This is a genomic window from Desulfoconvexum algidum, assembly GCF_055382125.1.
In genome coordinates this window covers 308137-327519 of record NZ_AP042394.1, presented here as the reverse complement: position 1 = coordinate 327519, position 19383 = coordinate 308137, and the positions used below count along the sequence as shown (strand labels likewise).

Sequence of the window (19383 nt, the reverse complement as noted above, 5' to 3'; positions counted from 1 at the left end):
ATGCTAACTACAAAATAGATTTATTTTGAGCAAATTGGGTTTATCGCGGCTGTAGTACAACCCTTCTGTTTAAAGAACGTCCACTTTCAGAACTATTGGAGGAAAGCGGTTTTGTTGATCCAAACCCTTCTGTTTCCAGCCTGTCTTCGGCAATCCCTTTTTCCACAAGATACGTTTTAATGGCATTTGCTCTTCTAAGGGAAAGCCCCATGTTGTACTCGGCATTACCAATATTATCGGTATGGCCCTGGAGGGACACCTTCATGGAAGGGTTCTTTTCAAGGATTGTAACCGCTTCGCCAAGCATTGGGTAGGATGCAGGTTTGATCTTGGCTTTATCAAAGTCAAACAGAGCTGCGTTACTGAATGCCCAGCAGCCGGCAGCATTGACACTGGCACCATCCGGCGTGTTGGGGCATTTATCGTCTTCATTTAAGACCCCATCGTTATCTGTGTCTCGGTCAACGGCAGGAACAACCACTGCTGCAGGAGCAGCTTTAACAACTTTCTTGGGTTTTTCTGCAAGAAATTCGTTTTCAACAAATTTAGCCATGCCGGCACTGGTTAAAAGGCTTTCATGTCCTGAATAAAACCCGCACCCCCCTATGTTTGCAATTTGCTGCAGAACTTCTTTTCCCTCGGGTGCATCTCCAACCTGAACCGTATAAAAACAGATGGACGGACCATATTTATCTTTTAAGCTCTGGGCACTGGCAAGGGCAGCTGGGTTCAGGTCAAGCCCGTCACTGATGATGATAACGGCATGATGGGCACCGGAAAGTTTTTCAAAGTCCATCTGGGCGGCATCGAGGGCAGCCTCAAGCTTGCTCAACCCGCCAGCTTTGGAGATATTAAATTTTTTGTTCAGATCCTGGGTGGAATACGCTGCCATTCCGTACAAAAGGCTGGTATACACCTTTGATACTTCAGGGGCATGGCCAAAGGATCTGAGCCCTGCTGTTTGGCCCATCTCCGGTATGGTTTGATTCATTCGATCCACAAGGGCCTTTGCGATATCCAATTTAACTTCTTCTTTAATTTTATTTTTCATGGAAATAGACGCATCAAAGACGATGAGAAAATTATCAACCTTTGGCTGATACATGCCAGCCTCAATCGCTGCTGCCGAGAATGACGGTATGGGAACATGCTCCTTTGCTGTACATCCCATTAAAAAAAATAAGGCCATGACTGAAATTAAACGTTTAACTACAGATGTCTTAATCATTTTATTTTTCCTTGTCTTGAAACTATTTATTGTTGACCAAACGATTTACGCTTTGTTTTTATAACAACTTCATCATCGGTTAAATCCAATAGCTATTCCTTATTTTGGAAACAAAAACTGGAAGGTGAAGGTGGTACTCCATTCCGGTGCCCCGTCCGGCTGTACCACATTATAATAGGCTTCTAACCGTGAATTAATGACCTGTTTGCCGATGGTGAACAATTTACCGGCACCGCCGCCCAGAGGGACCGTCCACCGATTGGATGAATCGGCATACCAATTGGCGGTGATAATCGAGTCCGAGATCAGATACCAGCCGTCTTTCAAATTGTAATTAATAAAAGGTTCTATAAGGGTCTGGTTGACCCCCCCCCTGTCGCTGTCACCGGCAAAGTCCCAGAGCTGACGAACCAGGCCCCCATAGGTGCCCCACTTGGGCTGAAACAGCACGACACCGGCCCCTCCTGCACTCCATTTCCCGGACCCTAAAGAATCGTTGGATGCTGTGGGCATGGTGATGGAGGGCCCCAGGCCCCAAATCATCTTAGCGGGCTTGGCAGGAGATATATACAGCGAATAATTGATGTCCCCGATGCCGGTATTCCGGTCATTGGAAGGACTTCCGCTGGGGATTTCCGGGGTTCCCTCAATATAGCCGTCCACACTTACCACCAGAGGGATAAGGGCCCGGCTGATGAAATTCCAGTCCCCCACGGTGACCGGAATCACCGGGTTAACGTTCATGATAAAAGCGCTGCCGTTGGGGGCGTTAAAATCTGCCGTGAACTTCAGGGGCAGGCTGTACATAGAACTGACCGGATTCTGGGCCTTGGACCGAAGATCATCCCCGCCGTCGGCCTGGACCGGAAGGCAGAGACAAAGGGTGACTAAAAAAACAAAACACAATACTGCTGGCAATCTTTTTCCCATGGGTTTCCTCCAAAAATTAATATTTTTCTTCATCCCAATCTACGCTTTGATTACGGTAAACTTACGGATCCTTATCAGGGCACCAAGAACTTCCACGGCCCCAAGCAGGGACCTGAACTGTTCGGTTTGTTGACGGGTATTAAGGAATTCATCATTTTCCCACTCTTCCCGCCATAAAAACGCATTGGGCTCTCCTGTTTTCTCAAAAAGCGTCTGTTCAATACAGCCCAGGTTGACAGGCTTTGGCTGGGTCAAAAGCTCAACTGCCTGCAAAAACTCAAATCGCTTCTCTGGTTGAATCGTAACCAAGATTTCTAACCCAACCATTGGAGACCTCCACTTTTTGGATTTATATTTTTGTTACCGGTGGAATACTTTCACAAAGACTCTCTCAATTACCCTTTCAAGAAGTGAGCCTCGAAAGGCCAGAGTATCAACAATATGGTAAACGATTGAAATATATTGGTTATTGATATATTTTATTCAGGGAGGCGTTTTGAACAGGACAATCCCATTTCGCCATATAAGGCGAATTCTCCTTATATGGCAGCCACATACGGCGAACCTCGATCCGGAATAGTCACAACAGACAGTTCAGGGAAGAATCAACATTATCAGGATCTTTTCAAACCCAGTTTTTTCATGCGATTTCTCAATGTGGAGGGGTTGATCTTCAAAAGTTTTGCAGCCCCCCCTTCTCCGCTGACACACCAGGAAGTGGTTTTAAGGGCATTAAGGATGTGGCAGCGCTCCATCTCCTCCAGACTTAAAAAACTATCCGGCAAGTCAACCGATCCATGGGAGGCCGGCAAATCCAGACTGAGGGGTTCCGACAGCCGCAGCTCCGGGCCGGGGCAGGTGATGCTGGCCCGTTCGATCACGTTGCACAATTCCCGAACATTTCCCGGCCAATGATAATCAACCAGGCGCTCCATGAGGGGTTTGGGAATCTGATCAATTCTTTTTCCGCTTCTTTTCACAAACATGGCAACAAAATGTTCAACCAAAAGGGGAATGTCCTCCCGCCGATTTCGCAGCGGCGGCACGGTGATGGGGAAAACGTTCAACCGATAGTAAAGGTCGCTTCGAAACCGGCCGCCTGATATTTCCTCTGTTAAATTGCGGTTTGTAGCAGCGATGATGCGGACCTCCACTGAAATAGTTTTAGACCCCCCCACCCTTTCAAATTTCTTTTCCTGGAGCACCCCCAACAGCTTGGCCTGGACTTCCAAAGATATTTCACTGATTTCATCAAGAAAAATCGTCCCGCCCCGGGCCATTTCAAAGCGGCCCTTTCGAAGACCGTTTGCGCCGGTGAATGCCCCGGGTTCATGGCCGAAGAGCTCACTTTCTATGAGTTGGGGAGAAATCGACGGGCAGTTCACCTTTACAAAGGGCCCGGCAGACCAGGGGCTTGCCTGGTGAATGGCCCGGGCAACGAGGTCTTTTCCCACGCCTGTTTCCCCCTGGATCAGAACTGTGGTATCGGCCTGGGCCACCTGGTTCACCTTGGACAGTACATACAAAAGCGGATTGCTCTTGCCTACGATTTCCTCAAAACCCTGGACCGTATGGATCTCTTCCTTGAGAAAGATATTTTCTTCTTCCAGTTGCTCTTTTAAGGCTTTCAACTCTTTTATGGTCTGTTCCAAACCCTTCTCAGCCTGTTTGAGTTGGGTGATGTCGGTGACACTCTCAAGCACTTTGGCCACCTGGCCCTCACCATCCTTTATGGGAACGGATACGATTTGATGCCATTTCCCGTCCACAGGACTCTGGCGAAAGGTTTCGTGTATTTGTCCGTCGGCAAAAGCTTTGAGAGCCCCACACCCCTCACAGGGTTCTTTCAAGCCACCGGCAGCTTCATAGCAGACCTTGCCCACAAGCTCGTCCCAGGGAAGTATTTTGGCTGTCTCGGCATTGACCCAGTCAATGGTCATGTCTGGATTGATCACCGCAAGTCCCGTATTGAGTGAAGACAAAATTATCTCCAATCGCTCCCGGTCTTCATCGAGTACCTGCCGAACCTTTTGAAAGTTAAAAACTTCTTTTTTAAGGGCTTCAATCCTTGATTGCAATTCTGCATAGCTTGGCTGATCATCCATATCCGCTCACCCCAACACAAAAAAACTCGACTAATTTAAATTTGTATTTAACCGATTGTATGGGCTTTCCCACCCAAAACTGCTCTTTTTTTAAAAATCGATTTTTATTCAGGCGAGGCCTATTCTTTTTTGGATTCCACCTTTTCAAGAACCCCGGCTTTAAAATATAAAAAATAGTAATATCCAGACTTGGGGCCATAGGTCCACCGTTCTTTGATGGCTCCGGATTTACCAGCAGCCCCTAAGGCTTCTTTTAAGATGGGGTCCCCGCAATTGGCCAGGATTTCAGCACTGGTGACACCCGGTTCGACAAAAAGGTTGCCGCAACGAAGTGCCAATACGGTCTGTGTCGCCAGAACAATCGTCAATACAATCATCACTATAATAATTTTTGGTTTCATCATTACTTCCTTGAAATAAGGTTAATTGGCGATCTGGTGATTACCTTTTTAATTATCCTTTTTTTTTTGTATTATCAAGCTAAGAAAATTATTTTCTAAAAAACTCAAAATTGGATGTTGTCTTACCAATGCGGGATTTAATCTATTGTTTCGTCGGTTTTTCCCAGTCGATCCACTCGACCTCTGAAAAGGCTTTGGATTGGCTTGAGATCCAAAGAACCGCCCGATTGCCATCGGTAAAATAGGGATCTCCGGTCAGATTCCCCCGGGGGTCTGAATAGGGTGCCGCCCCAACCCCTTTCACATACCCGAATGTTTTCACCAGGGGCATGAACCACATCGGTTCATCTGTGCCGTTTTCTATTTCCAGCCAGACAGGTTGAATATTTCTCTGGTAGAGATTGGCACCAAATCTTGCCACACAGTCCCTTGAAGTAAGCACCGTTGCCGTAACACTTATGCCGGCATCCTGCTTTTTTTGGGCCCGGTCCTTGAACAGCTCTTTGTCATCTCCCACCACATCGACATTAAAATATTTGGTCCCCAGATCCAGATTTGTAAAAACAAAGCCCAACCGGGTGGTTCCCCTGGATCTGTGTTTGGACGCGTTTTTGAAAATCAAGTTCCGCCGCCGGGGGAAGGGACTTAAAAGAAGAGGTGCATCCCATAAGAACAAAAAAAATACCCCCATGTTGAGAGCCTAAGCACAAACAACCAATTACCCATTGAGATTTCTCCTATTCTCTTTTTCTACTTTAATATATTTTTATGGAGATAAAAAAAACAGACCCAAGGATTCAAAAATTTGGGTTGACAAGATAATAAAATGCTGTATTTTTACATCTCACATGAGACACAAAAGTATCATGTGAGTTTGTTTATATTGGGGGAAAGTATGAGCCAGGACACAAAGGAACGAATTATTAAACTGTCCATTGAGTGTTTGGCACAAAATGTCAATGCGGGGATAGATGAGATTGCCCGGGCTGCCGGGGTGGGGCGAGCCACCCTGTATCGTTATTTTACGTCCAGGGCAGATCTTATCAATGCCATAAAACTGGCGGCCGGAGAAGAACTCCAAGCAGTGATCAAGCCGATTCTGGAAAGCCAACTGCCGGCAAGGGACAAATTGGTCAATATTGTGACACGGTTGGTTCCCCTTGGGGCCAGCCTCAATGTGTCTGCCTATTTTGATCACCCGTCCAAAGAAGCTGAACCCCGGGTCAAGGCCAGCTATCTTCGGCATCTGGCCCAGGCGAGAAAGCTTGCCCAGGCGCTGAAAGATGAGGGGGTTGTCAGCCCTGAAATCCCTTTGGTCTGGCTGGTAGCCAGTCTTGACAGCCTTATTTTTTGTGCCTGGGAAAAGGTGGAAAGCGGGGATATCGCTTCCAAACAGGCTCCCTGGTTGCTTCTGAGAACATTTCTAACAGGTCACGGTACAAGAGATACCCTGACCTGGTTAAATAAAAAAGAGGAAATAAATCAATGAAGAAAAATAGAGGGTGGGGCATTGGGGCCTTAAGTATTCTGCTTTGCCTGGCTGCCGGCCTGGCATGGCAGACAGGGCTGGTAAAAACCCATCTGGTGTCAGCCGCCACAGGAACAACGGATGCAGCCCAATCCAAAGGATTGGAAAAACAGGCCAGAACCGTGGGAGTGGTCCATCCCGATTCGATTACAGGCGGAACCGCCATTACCCTTCCCGGACGAGCCCGGGCCAGCCAAAAGGCAACCTTGTTTTTCCGGGTGTCAGGTCCGCTGGTAGGAATCTATGCCAACCCGGGGGACCCAGTAAAAAAAGGGACCTTGCTTCTGGAGCTGGATGACCGGGATTACCGGCACCAGGTAAAAATCATGGAAAGCAAACTTGCCTCGGCCCAGGCCAATTTATTAAAGATGAAAGCCGGCGCCAGGCAGGAAGACCTCCGTATTATAGAGTCCTCCCTTACCGCGGCCAGGGCCGATCTTAGTCTGGCCAGAAAAGAACTGGAACGCTATGACATCCTGTACAAAAAACAGGCCGTGACCGAGCAATCCTATGACCGGGCCAAAACAAGTGTCCAGGGTCTTGGGGCCAAGGTCGCTTCTCTGGAACAGCAGCTGGCTAGGGACAAGAGCGGCGCCAGGCGAGAAGATATCACGGCGGCCAGGGCCAGTATTGAAGAGCTCAGGATCCGCCTTGACATTGCACGGGACCAGCTGGACGATACCCGGCTCTTGGCCCCCTTTAACGGAGTGGTGACCCAGCGGCTGCCCCAGAAGCATGAAATGGTCCGCCAGGGAGAGCCAGTCATGACCCTGGATGATATTTCGCTCCTGGAAATCCCGGTTGCAGTGCCGGAAAATCAGGTGGGACTTTTCATGGACCGAAGCCCCAGCATCCGGTATACGGCCCTGTTTCTTACCCATAAAAACCGTGAATTTAAGGCCAGGTTGTCACAATTTAGCAGCCGGGCAGACCAGGCGACCGGCACCTATGAATTTGTGTTTACCGTTGCGCCCGGCCCCGGGGATGTTATTTTTCCGGGGATGACCGCTGAAATAAGACTTTCGATGGGCGCAACTTCCTCCCAATCCCAGGGCCTTGCCATTCCCCTCCAAAGCCTTTTAGGCGTCGCCGGCAACTCAGCCCATGTCTTTATCGTGGATCCCGAGACAGGGAAAGCCCTTCGCCGGGCCATCACCTTTGAGGCCCTGGCAAAGGGTACCCAGGTCATGGTGACAGGGCTGTCCAAATCAGACCTGGTGGTAGCCCAGGGCAGCGCCTTTATCCGCCAGGGAGAAGCACTGACCTTTGAAACTCCGGAACAACAGGGAGCGCAATAACCCTTGAAATTTGCAAAGGCTATTTTAAATACAAGGTTGATCTGGGTCCTCCTCTCGATACTTATCGCAGGAGCAGGACTTATTACCTACCAGAAACTGGGCCGGCTGGCCTATCCGGATTTCACCATCAAGACCGCCATGGTCCTGACCCCCTATGCCGGGGCCTCGGCTCTGGAAGTGGAAAAAGAGGTAACCAACAAAATTGAACAGGCGGTTCAGAGCCTGGGGCAACTGGATTATGTGAAGTCCATTTCCCAGGAAGGACTCTCTATTGTCTATGTGGAAATCAAGCCTGAGTTTGACGGCACCCAGATCCCCCAGATCTGGGATGAACTGCGTCGAAAGGTCAATGACATCAATGCTTACCTGCCTCCAGGAGCTGGGCCTGCCAGGGTTAAAGATGATTTTGGGGATGTGTACGGAGTGTATTTTGCCATCTCTGGAGAGGGGTTTTCCACCCGGGAACTCAAGGACTATGCCAAATATCTGAAAAAAGAGCTGCTTCTAGTGGATGAGGTGGCCAAAATAGATATCTGGGGGGATCAGACCGAGGTGGTCTATGTGGAATTTTCCAGATCACGGCTTTCCCAGCTGGGGATTTCCCCGGACCAGATCTTTGGCACCCTGGCATCCCAAAACCTGATCACCCCGGCCGGCAAGGTGAAACACGGCCCGGAATACATCCGGTTCAGTCCCACGGGTGATCTGTCCGGAGAAAAGGCAATTGCCGATCTTTACATCGCAGGTCTTGGGGGCAAACTTTTCAGGCTGGGGGATATTGCCCGGGTCTTCAGGGGGTACCGGGAACCGGGCAGTAACAAGATGCTGTATAACGGGAACCAGGCCGTGGGCCTTGGCGTGTCAACGGAGAAAGGAGGGAATGTGGTCCGCATGGGGGCTGCTGTCATGGACAAGATCGCCTCTTTGGAATCCATGAAACCCCAGGGGTTGCAGGTGGATATCATCAATTTCCAGGCCGCAAGGGTTACCCAGTCTCTGGATGAATTCATGGTCAACCTGGCCGAGGCCGTGGCCATTGTCGTTCTTTTACTCCTTTTTTTCATGGGGCTTCGATCCGGACTGCTCATCGGCACAGTGCTGGTGCTCACCATCCTGGGCACCTTTGTGGGGATGTTCCTCATGGACATTACCCTGCAGCTGATTTCCCTGGGCGCCCTGGTGCTTGCCCTGGGAATTTTAGTGGACAATGCCATTGTGGTCACCGATGTCTACCTGGTTCGCATGGCCCGGGGGGATTCCAAATCCGAAGCGGCCCAGACAGCAATCTCTTCCACCATGTGGCCCTTGCTGGGAGCGACCCTGGTGGCCATTTTAGCCTTTGTACCCGTGGGCCTGAATCCCAGCGCTTCTGGAGAATTTTGCCGGAGCCTTTTTTATGTCATGGCCATTTCCCTGTCCCTAAGCTGGGTCTTTGCCCTGACCATTACCCCGGTGATGTGTATCCGATGGCTTAAACTGCCCGCTGACACAAAAACGGATCCCTATGACCGCCCCTTTTATAAACGGTTCAGACAATTTCTCCATGGCTGTATCCAGCGGCGGGTCATCACCCTGGTGGTCTTGTGCCTGGTTTTGGCAGGATCCGTGGTGGGGTTCAGGGCCGTGCCCAAGTATTTTTTTCCCGAATCCACACGAAACCAGTTTTTTGTGGACTATTGGAGGGTCCAGGGCACCCATATTAAAGAGGTGGAAGCGGACATCTTAAAAATCGGCCAATACATCCAATCCCTGGACACTGTTGAACAGGTCACTTCCTTTATAGGGGAAGGGTCCCTTCGCTTTGTGCTCAATTACCATTACCAGCCCCCCAATACCAGTTACGGACAGTTGCTGGTCCAGGTGGATGATTACCATTCAGTATCAGATCTCATCCCCAAAATTCAGGCCTATATTGCCAAGGAATTTCCCGATTCTGAATTCAAGGCCCAGCGGTTTAAAGAAGGTCCTCCGGTCCCATATGCCGTAGAGGCAAGGTTTCGGGGACCGGATATTGATCAGCTCAGGCAGGTGGCGGACCAGGCCAAAAAGAGGCTTCATTCCCTTGATCAGGCCGTCAATATACGCGATGACTGGCGCCAGCCGGTTAAAGTATTAAAACCTGTGTTTACCGAAACCCAGGGCCGCAGAACCGGCATTACCCGTGCAGATGTCGCCCAGGCCTTTAACTGGAATTTTTCCGGCCTTACCGTGGGCCTCTACCGGGAGAGTGATGAACTCATCCCCATTGTGTCCCGACCGTTGCCAGGGGAACGGGCTAATGTGGATCAGTTTCAGCAGATCCAGGTGTTCAGCAAGCCCTTGAATCGCTATGTGCCGGTGGAGCAGGTGGTGGAAAAACTGGAACTGGCCCAGGAGCTGCCCCTGGTGAAACGGCGCAGCCGCATGCCCACCATCACAGTTCAGTGTGACCAGGCCTGGGGTCAGGCATCTGATCTGGAGGCGAAAGTCCGTCCGCTGCTTGAAGCCATCAAACTGCCCCCTGGCGTTTCCCTTGAATGGGGCGGAGAATCAGAACAGAGCGCCAAGGGCCAGGCTTCGATCAAGGCCCTTTTCCCGGTCTGCCTCCTGGGAATGTTTGTCCTGGTAGTCTGTCTGTTCAATGGGCTCAGGGAAGCTGTCATCATATTTTTATGCATCCCCTTTTCCTTTGTGGGGGTCACCCTGGGATTGCTGACCTTTTCTCTGCCCTTTGGATTCATGTCCATCCTGGGGTTTCTAGGACTCACCGGCATGCTGGTGAAAAATGCCATTGTTCTTTTAGACCAGGTTTCCGAGGAAGTAAACGCTGGAAAAACCCGGTATCAGGCTGTCCTGGATGCCACGATCAGCCGTCTGAGGCCGGTGACCATGGCAGCCGGCACCACCATCCTGGGGATGGCCCCCTTGCTGTTCCATCCGTTTTTCGCTTCCATGGCCGCCACCATCATGGGCGGGCTTTTGGTCGCCACGGCACTGACCCTGGTTGTGGTGCCTGTCTTTTATTCTCTATTTTTCAAAATATCCAGAGATGAAATGAGGTTGTAAAATCAGTCAATCACCAGGGCAAGCCCCTGGGCCACCTGTTTTTTCTTTTCCCGGGAATAGAGAAGTTCAACCAGGGTAAGTGCGAAATCACAAGCAGTTCCGGCCCCCCGACTGGTGATGCAATTGTTGTCTATCACCACATTCTGTTCAACAATATTTCCCTTGTCGATCAGGTCCACAAATCCAGGATGGCAGGTCACTTTTCCCGGGGTAACCAGACCATGGTGGTGCAATACCACTGCTGGAGAAGCACAAATCGCCCCGTAAAATTTTTGCTGGGCTGCCTGTCGTTTAAGAAGGGTTTCAAGCTCTTTTGAGTCCCGAAGATTTTGAGCCCCGGGAATTCCGCCGGGAAGGACAATCAGATCAAAAGAATCATCCATACAATCTTTGATCAATCGGTCTGCCTTAAACTCAATTCCCCTCGAGGCTTTGATATAAAGTTTGTCCACAGACGCAACAACCACCTTCGCACCTGCCCGCCGGAGAACGTCAATGATGATTATGGCCTCCATCTCCTCCGTGCCCTGGGCCACAGGGACAAGAACTTTTTTTTCCATGATCTGCTCCTTTTTTTAAGGTTAAAAAAGAAAACCATTAAAATTAACAGGGACTTTGCCTGAAGTCAATCCGTTGGGAAAATTCATGCAGGGCCATCACAAGCGAATAAAGCCTTGGTCAACTTTTTATTAAACGCCTCCAACAAAAAACATTTTACTATCTTCCATGGCATGGTATAGGAAACACATTATTGATATAAGTTTTAATGTCACCGTCACCCAGAGTCAATCCAGCTAACTCAAGGTGCCGGAACCAGTTTTATACGGGGTTTACCGATCAGATGGATAAAATGTTGTTTGTTGGCGAAGATCTCGCCTTAATGAAGCTCACGCAACGACGCCTGAATAAAATATTTGATATTGATATCGCCCAAGGCGGCAGGGAGGGACTCAACGCAGTGGCAGGGAAGGGCCCCTACACCGTTATAATCACTGGCCTCAACATGGTTGGGATGAACGGATTCCAGTTTGTGGAAAAGGCAAAAAAGATAGACCCCGACAGCGTAATTGTCATGCTTACCAGCCATGGCAAACTGGATGCTTCTCTCAAGGCCCTGAACGGGGGTAAAATCTTCAGGTTCCTGATCAAGCCCTGCAAGCACCATGTGCTTAAAAAAGCGCTGCAGGAAGGGGTCGAACAATACCACCAAAATCGCCATTGGGCCAAGACATCTGATGCTGCATCTTCCCACGGACATAAAATACTAATTGTCGATGATGATCCGGAAGTATTAAGTGTGTTTGCAGCAGCAGTGAAAGCCACGGGCCAGTACGATGTGCTCACGGCCGAAAACGGCAAGATAGCCCTTGAACTCATAAAATTCATAAAAATACATGTGATCGCAGTAGACCTGAGCATACCGGACATGGACGTTATCCAGTTTTTAAAGGCCATTCACAGACGTGAGCCGAATATAGTCTTGTTTTTGATGACCTGGCATCCAGCATCTGAATTCCAGGCTTCGGTGCCCGATATCAATCTGGGTGCCATTTTTGAAAAACCACTGGAGATACCGATAGTTCTGACGGAAATCTGGAACCACCTGCGATCCGATCCAAAAGGGGAAATCGAAGGATTCAGCACAACGGCCTTTCTCCAGATGATCGAAATGGAAGAAAAAACATGCACCATCCAGGTACGATCCGCCGACAGATTCGGATTTTTGTTTTTCCGGAAAGGCCAGTTGATTGGAGCTGAAACAGGGGAAAGTAAAAACGAGGATGCCGCCTATGACATCATAAACTGGGAGGATGCAACCCTTGAGGTCACCCATGCAGACCCTGAGAGGCGCACTGAAATCAATCGCCCCCTCATGTATATTCTGGTTGAAGCGGCCCGCAGGCAGGACGAAGCGGAGGCGAATAAATGACAAAAGTTCGGAACTTATTTTTTGAAAACCTGTATATTTCAGCAGAGAGGTCCTAGGGGATGGAAGACAAAACGGCGCGCCTGAAAATCGAGGAACTCCTGGTGGCCGAAGGATTCGTATCCTCCCAAGAGATGGCTGAAGCCCAGGGCATCCGGAAGACCCATATCGAGCAATCTAAAAAACAATTGGGGTTTATTCTCCTGGGCCAAAAAAAAGTAACCCAAAACCAATTGATGAAACTCCTATCCCTTCCGTCAATGCAGATGCAGATCGGAAAACGGGCAGTTGAAAAGGCAATGATCTCCCAGGATCAACTGGAGGAATGCCAAAGGAAGGTCAAGCAGCTCGGTCGTCGCCTAAGCCAGCTTTTATTCACAAAAGGATATTTTTCAGATACGGATCGAAAAGAATTGGTTTACGAGCAGTTGGACACCCTTCTTCTTGCCAAACAGGCCATCAAACACCGGTTGATCCAGGAGGGCGATCTGGAATCGGCGATAAAGCTCAAGAATTACAAAAAATCAACTTGTGAGATCCTATATGAACAGAACCGCGTCACCCTGTCCGAATTGAATCACGCCTTCCGCAGGTTCAGCCGCGACCTGAAGCTGGGGCAGATCCTTTTACAGCAGGACATGATTCACGAGGCGGATCTTGAAAAAGCCCTTGCATTACAGTCCGACGCCCATAAGGCCCTTGGTAAAATACTACTGGAAAATAAATGGGTGGCTTTAGACCAGCTCTACTTTGCCCTTTCCATTCAGTACAACACCCCGTTCCAAAAACTTGATGGATATATTTACTATGAAAAACAAAAAGTCGATCTGCGTAATATCATCGGCCAACGCTATGCCTGTGAGCATCAAATTCTCCCCCTTTTCTGGAATGGTGACAACCTGACCCTTGGCGTGTCCAATCCGGCCAGGATCTGGAGCATGCAAGGGTTGAAATCTCGCTATCCGAAAATTCAGATGACCTGTGTGCTGATCACCGATGAAAAATTTGAACAGCTATACGCCCTGCTTTACGGAGAGGTGCTGCCCAGACCTGTCAACCGATTTCTTTCCGGGCAGCAAAATTCAGACGAAGTCGTGGTGGTGATCGATCATCTGAAAAATCAACACGCACAGATCAAATCGTTATACCAGGCCTACAAACCCCAGATAGAATTGGCAGGAGGGGATGAAAATATTCCCCAGGAAGAAACCTGGTTCATCGAATTTATTGAAGAAAATTTCAATACAATCTGCAACACTTACGGTTGCTCCGGCGTCCAATTTCGATGTATCGTTAAAGGGTGGAAGTCAGAACTCTTTGCGGCGCCGGTACTATAAAAAGGAAGGAAGGAATGAAACGGGTAATCACCGTTACCAGCGGAAAAGGCGGGGTTGGCAAAACCAATATCTGCGTAAATCTGGCGGTTCAGTTTGCAAGGGCAGGATTAAGGCCCTGCATTTTTGATGCGGATCTTGGGTTGGGCAACATCAATATTTTGATGGGAATTCATCCGGAGCATACGCTGGAGGAAGTGGTGAACGGGGAGAAACGCATCTCGGATATTCTGATCCACGATACCTGCGGCGTAGACATCATTCCCGGTGGTACCGGTGTGGAAAAATTGGCTGCCATGACGCCAGAGGGTGTGTCCCAACTGATCGAATCCTTCTCCTGTCTGGAAGACTACGATGTCCTGTTCTTTGATACTTCGGCCGGTATATCCAGGGATGTCCTTTCCTTTTGCATGGCTTCCCAAGAGGTGCTCCTGGTGGTGACTTCCGAACCCACGTCGCTGACCGACGGCTACTCGCTGTTGAAGGTGCTTTCCTTGAACGGCTACCGCGATCCAGTGAAGGTGGTCATGAACAAGGCGAAAAACGAACGCTTTGCCAGAGCCGTATTCGATAAATTCAACCAAACGGTAAAACAATATCTTCCCATCGAAATTTCCTATGCCGGCTGCCTTCCCGCTGATGAAACCGTGTCCGCAGCGGTCACCCGGCAGCGTCCTTTCACCTTGCTGTATCCTTCGTCACGTGCAGCTGCCAGCATTGAGCAACTGGCTGGTTTTCTGCTCGACAATCCAGGTGCCGGTACAAGTGACATTGCATTTGAAAAATTTTGGGAAAAGTACATGGAAGTTGCAGGGACCCGCTTAAAACTCCCTAAAAGGGAAAAAACAAAACCGGCCAAGGCCCCGGACGCAGTTCAAAACTCTCCCCAGCCACCTCCGTCGAAAGCGCCTGTTTCTACAGGGGACAATTCCCTGTCAATTCAGGTATTGGCATCATTAAATCAATTGACCACCGTCATCACCGATATGTCTGCTGAATTCAAAGAATTTCGGCGTTCTCAAACAGAACAAACCAATGGCAATGCCGCCCCCGTGGATCCCGAAAATGACCCAATAGCGCCACAACTGCCACCCATAATTCCCCTCGACTTTGAAGCTTATAAGAAAAAAAAACAAAATGAGGCTTGATCCCCCCTCTTTCCATTTTAAATGTACGAAAAATTTTTGCGTTATAGCATGTCTCCGTAGATTTTTTTTGCGTTATACCGATTTTTAATGTAACGTAAATTCCATGCATCCAAACATGGTCGATACCTGATACTTAGAGAGCAAGATCTGAAAAAATTCAACTTAAAATCAATTAGTAATAAAGTGGCTCTACTGATATTGTTTGCAGTTATTCCTTGCCTCGCCATACTTTTATATTCCGGCGTAGAGCTAAGGCAGCATCTCATCAAAGATGCCAAATCTGATGTATTGCTTCTGACCCGCACCATGGCTGAATCTCAAAAAAATATTACCCTGTCTACGATGCAAATTCTTTCTGTTCTATCTATATTGCCCTCAATTCAAGACATGGATTCAGTTAAAAGCACTGCTATTCTAAAGTCTATCCTGGAGCATAATCCAAACTATAATAATATTGCGTTAGTTGATCTCAAAGGGGAGGTCATCGCTTCGGGTAAAACTTTTACCCGAACAAATATAGCGGATCGCAAACATATTATGGAAGCAATAGATAGAAAAAAATTTGCAGTTGGAGAATATATTCAAACCAGGATAGGAACCTCAACTCCAGCATTTTCGTTTGCATTTCCAGTTTTTGACAAAGAAGCCAGGCTCAAGGCGGTTCTGACGGCTGTAATCCAATTAGATGTTTTTTCCCACTTCTATGACGTCTCAACACTACCCGAAAAATCTTTTGTAGCCGTAACTGACTATAAGGGAATCCGAATATTTTACCATCCCATTCAAAAAAATACCAATCCGATTGGCAAGCCAATTAAAGCCTCTTCCTGGGACATTGCCAATAAAGGTGGGGATTATGGAATATTTTTTGGTACTGGATCAGACGGTATAGGTCGAATATTTTCCTATGAGAAAATTCGCCTTGATCAAGAAGAGATTCCTTATCTATATGTGTGGGTCGGTATCCCTGAAGACTACGTCCTTGGGCCTGCCAGGGCTGCTTTGATCAGAAACTTGCTGTTGATGCTCCTGACCACGGTTCTGTCTCTTATCATCGCATGGGTGGTCGCCAAAAAAATGGTGATTGCCCCGGTACAAAGTCTTGTTGCTTTGACACACAAATTGTCACTGGGGGATCTTGACGCTCCTAGCGAACGGATAGTCAATCCCGGTGAACTGGGGACACTAACCAAGGCTTTTTATGACATGGCTGATGCTTTGAATATGAACCAGAGGACGCTTCGAGAAAGTGAAAAAAAATACAAACATCTATTCAATAATGTCCCGGCAGGAATTTATGAAATCGATTTTATAAAAAATAAATTCATTAATGTAAATGAGATTATGTGCAAAAATTCTGGTTACTCAGAAAATGAATTTTTAACCATGAATCCCCTTGATCTTTTAACCGAAGACAGTCAAAAAATATACATTAGAAGACTTGAAATATTTTCTGCTGAAAAAAATTTTTCTGACACGTTTGAATACAACATTATAAAAAAAAATGGCCAGAAATTGTGTGTTGTTTTGAACAATGATTATATTTATAAAAATGAAAAATTGATAGGTTCAAGGGTTGTTGTTCATGATATTACTGAACTTAAAAAAGCAGAAAAAGAAAAAATAGATGCTCAAAAAGTTGCAAGTGAACAAAAAAAATTAGCTTTGGTTGGACAGATAGCAGGTAAAATGGCTCATGATTTTAACAATATTTTGGGCATTATAATGGGCAACAGTGAACTTGCCCTGATTGACTGTCCGGATGACCAGACAAAAAAGACACTGGAATTGATTTATAATCAGACCATTCGTGGGAAAAATTTGACAAGGAACCTTGTAGCCTTTGCCAAGGACCAGGAACCCAAACAGGAATTCTTTTCAATTGATGAAAAAATGGACCTTGTTTTAAATCTCTTAAAAAAAGATTTGGAAAATATAAATGTGATGAGGCGATACAGCCACAACATACCTGAACTCCTTGCTGATTCGGGCATGATCGAACATGCAATGGTAAATCTTCTTCAAAATTCAATTCATGCCGTAAGCCTTACTGAGCGACCGGAAATTATTGTTCATACATATCCTCAGGGGGAATTCGTTTTTATAGAAATTGAAGATAACGGATGCGGCATCCCTCCAGATTTTCTCGGTGAAATTTATGAGCCTTCCTTTACCCTTAAAGGCAGTAAAGATATAACCGGTATGTATAAACCAGATATTAAGGGAACCGGCTATGGCATGTCAAATGTGAAAAAATATATTGAACAGCATAAGGGCAGCATTTCAATCCATTCCGAATTTCAAAAGGGTACAAAGGTCACTATAAACTTGCCGCTTACTAAAAAAGAATTAACAAATGAAGAAATTCAAGAGGTTAAAAAAGAGAATATCCCTTTTGAAAAGTATATCCTTATTGTTGAAGACGAGCAGGATATTTCAGGTGTCCAGTATAATATACTGACACATAAACCTTGCAATCATAAAGTAGATATCGCCAGTAACGGTCAGGTTGCCTTAGATTTAATGAATAGAAATAAATATGATTTAATAAGTTTGGACTATGTTCTTCCAGGAAAATTTAACGGTATGGACATATATCATCATGTCCGGAAAAAAAATAAAAGTATTCCAATACTTTTTATTTCCGGTAACATAGAATTTTTGGAGTCTATTAAAGACTTAAAGAAAAAAGATTTATATATTGATCATCTGTCAAAACCTTGTAGAAATATAGATTATTTAAACGGCATAAACCAACTGTTTGAAAATACGGCACTTTGATTTCGAGTTTTTCACCCTCGGGTTACATGGGATAAACCATGACCATTGTTCATTGGTTTTTTCTTGTGTCTCTTGACAAGAACCAGGATCCTGTCTTATAGCTCAGACTTATCCTAACCCAAGGGGACTTTTAATATGATGCCCAACTCCTTAATTTCGGCACTCTTGCTCCTGGCAGCAGTCGGTCTGATCCTGACCCTTGTTTTCCGGTATCTTTCAATGAAAAAGCAGTATAAACCCTTGGATTCTGCCCTCGGGGATCAGAAACATCCGACCGATTCCCTGGTTGACATCACCGGGTTTGCCCAGCGCCTTGCCCGGTTGATTCAAATTCCCACGGTCTCCTGGACCAATCGCAGCAAACGGGATCTCGCTCTTTTTTCCCGGTTCCAGGAAGAATTAATCACCCTTTATCCACGGGTACATGCGACACTTACGCAGGAAGTCCATGGAAATTTTGGACTTGTCTATCATTGGAAAGGCAAAAACTCTGACCGGCAGCCGGTGCTCTTTTTGGCCCATTACGATGTGGTGCCGGCAGAGGAAAAAGGAGATGAAGCCTGGACAGAGCCCCCCTTCAGCGGAAAGATAAAGGAAGGGATTCTCTGGGGAAGGGGAACGCTGGACATCAAGTCCCAGCTCGCCTTTCAGATGGAAACAGCAGAACTCCTTCTGACCCGGGGATGGCAACCGGACAGAGATATTTATTTTGCCTTTGGCGGGGATGAAGAAATTGCCGGGACAGAAGGGGCAAGGAACATGGCTAGTATTTTCAAAGAACGGGGCCTGTCCTTTGAATTTATTATGGATGAAGGCGCCGTGATTGCCCGGGATCAACTGGCCTTTCTCAAGGGGCAGCCGGCGGCATTGATCGGGCTGGCGGAAAAGGGAATGGTGACCTTTAAAATCACAACACCTGGAAAGAGCGGTCATTCTTCCATGCCCGAAAGGGAAGGCACGGCCATCGGCCGTCTGGCCCGGGGCATTGTCCGCCTGGAAAAGACAAGGTTCCCCAGCCGCCTTGATCCGGTGATGCGAAATATGCTGGAACGATTTGTTCCCCATGTTTCCCCTGCCCTTGGCGTTATCTTTGCCAATCTCTGGCTCTTTTCCCCTTTAATCCGTTATATTTTTTCCAAAAACAAGACCACGGACAGCCTGATCCGAACCACCCAGGCCGTCACGGTATTTAATTCAGGAGAGCAGGAAAATATCCTGCCGGGAGAAGCCTCCTGCCTGGTCAATCACCGGATCCTTCCCGGAGACACCATTGATCAACTGCAAAAACGGCACAAACAGGTTCTCAAGGACAAGGCTTTAACCTTTGCGGATGCAGGAAACTGGCCGGCCAACAATCCAATAACGGCAAGCGATCCCAAAGGAACGGGCTTCCAGCTGATCCAAAAAGTCCTGGCCAGCACCCATCCGGACACCATTGCTGTTCCCTTTCTGGTCAATGGATCCACCGATTCCAAATATTACCGGGAGCTCACCGACCAAATTTTACGGTTCACCCCCCTGGTGCTGAGACCTGAAGATATTGCCACCATCCACGGGGTGAATGAACGCGTCTCCCTTGAAAACCTGGAAAATGGATTAAAATTTTACCTTCAGCTCTTTTCCCAACTCTAAGCAACCCTAAACGATTCTAAACAAAG

At 47.5% G+C, this 19383-nt stretch carries 15 protein-coding genes; 8 read left to right on the top strand and 7 right to left on the bottom strand.

The features are described 5' to 3' along the window. Window positions 1-40: 40 nt before the first annotated feature. The 6 genes from ACZ45G_RS01445 to ACZ45G_RS01420 all read right to left on the bottom strand — a co-directional run bounded on the left by ACZ45G_RS01445 (window position 41) and on the right by ACZ45G_RS01420 (window position 5286). Window positions 41-1228, bottom strand: a complete 1188-nt coding sequence (locus ACZ45G_RS01445) for an OmpA family protein (RefSeq protein WP_464174834.1) — start codon at window positions 1226-1228, stop codon at window positions 41-43. Window positions 1229-1327: 99 nt separating this feature from the next. Further along, complete coding sequence (locus ACZ45G_RS01440) at window positions 1328-2158, bottom strand: transporter family protein (protein ID WP_464174833.1); 831 nt, start codon at window positions 2156-2158, stop codon at window positions 1328-1330. 39 nt (window positions 2159-2197) lie between these two features. Continuing rightward, window positions 2198-2485 (bottom strand): putative quinol monooxygenase, encoded by a 288-nt coding sequence (locus ACZ45G_RS01435; protein ID WP_464174832.1) that lies wholly within the window; start codon window positions 2483-2485, stop codon window positions 2198-2200. 287 nt (window positions 2486-2772) lie between these two features. After that, entirely contained in the window at window positions 2773-4263 is a 1491-nt protein-coding gene (locus ACZ45G_RS01430) for a sigma-54 interaction domain-containing protein (RefSeq protein ID WP_464174831.1), read from the bottom strand. Window positions 4264-4382: 119 nt separating this feature from the next. Beyond that, window positions 4383-4667, bottom strand: coding sequence for a DUF2845 domain-containing protein (locus ACZ45G_RS01425; RefSeq protein WP_464174830.1), 285 nt, complete (start codon window positions 4665-4667; stop codon window positions 4383-4385). Window positions 4668-4806: 139 nt separating this feature from the next. After that, entirely contained in the window at window positions 4807-5286 is a 480-nt protein-coding gene (locus ACZ45G_RS01420; protein WP_464174829.1) for a hypothetical protein, read from the bottom strand. 273 nt (window positions 5287-5559) lie between these two features. Here ACZ45G_RS01420 and ACZ45G_RS01415 point away from each other — a divergent pair, with 273 nt between their 5' ends. From ACZ45G_RS01415 to ACZ45G_RS01405, 3 genes are read left to right on the top strand one after another with little or no spacing between them, the layout of a single operon-like run. After that, the gene (locus tag ACZ45G_RS01415) at window positions 5560-6153 is read left to right on the top strand and encodes a TetR/AcrR family transcriptional regulator (protein ID WP_464174828.1); all 594 of its coding nucleotides are present in this window, start codon (window positions 5560-5562) and stop codon (window positions 6151-6153) included. Then, entirely contained in the window at window positions 6150-7490 is a 1341-nt protein-coding gene (locus ACZ45G_RS01410) for an efflux RND transporter periplasmic adaptor subunit (RefSeq protein ID WP_464174827.1), read from the top strand. The genes ACZ45G_RS01415 and ACZ45G_RS01410 overlap by 4 nt, the downstream gene beginning before the upstream one ends. 3 nt (window positions 7491-7493) lie before the next feature. Then, window positions 7494-10535, top strand: coding sequence for an efflux RND transporter permease subunit (locus tag ACZ45G_RS01405; RefSeq protein WP_464174826.1), 3042 nt, complete (start codon window positions 7494-7496; stop codon window positions 10533-10535). A 2-nt stretch (window positions 10536-10537) separates the two neighbouring features. Here the strand turns inward: ACZ45G_RS01405 and ACZ45G_RS01400 are convergent, their stop codons facing one another. After that, window positions 10538-11095, bottom strand: coding sequence for a DJ-1 family glyoxalase III (locus ACZ45G_RS01400; protein WP_464174825.1), 558 nt, complete (start codon window positions 11093-11095; stop codon window positions 10538-10540). A gap of 281 nt (window positions 11096-11376) precedes the next feature. Here ACZ45G_RS01400 and ACZ45G_RS01395 point away from each other — a divergent pair, with 281 nt between their 5' ends. The 5 genes from ACZ45G_RS01395 (at window position 11377) to ACZ45G_RS01375 (ending at window position 19357) form a co-directional block, all read left to right on the top strand. Further along, window positions 11377-12465, top strand: a complete 1089-nt coding sequence (locus ACZ45G_RS01395) for a response regulator (protein ID WP_464174824.1) — start codon at window positions 11377-11379, stop codon at window positions 12463-12465. Between the two features lie 59 nt (window positions 12466-12524). Continuing rightward, entirely contained in the window at window positions 12525-13799 is a 1275-nt protein-coding gene (locus tag ACZ45G_RS01390) for a GspE/PulE/PilB domain-containing protein (RefSeq protein WP_464174823.1), read from the top strand. A gap of 14 nt (window positions 13800-13813) precedes the next feature. Beyond that, entirely contained in the window at window positions 13814-14944 is a 1131-nt protein-coding gene (locus tag ACZ45G_RS01385; RefSeq protein WP_464174822.1) for a MinD/ParA family protein, read from the top strand. Between the two features lie 198 nt (window positions 14945-15142). Beyond that, on the top strand, window positions 15143-17725 hold the full coding sequence (locus ACZ45G_RS01380) for an ATP-binding protein (RefSeq protein WP_464174821.1): 2583 nt from the start codon (window positions 15143-15145) through the stop codon (window positions 17723-17725). Window positions 17726-17860: 135 nt separating this feature from the next. Beyond that, window positions 17861-19357: a M20/M25/M40 family metallo-hydrolase gene (locus tag ACZ45G_RS01375; protein ID WP_464174820.1), complete on the top strand. Its 1497-nt coding sequence runs from the start codon at window positions 17861-17863 to the stop codon at window positions 19355-19357. Window positions 19358-19383 lie beyond the last annotated feature (26 nt).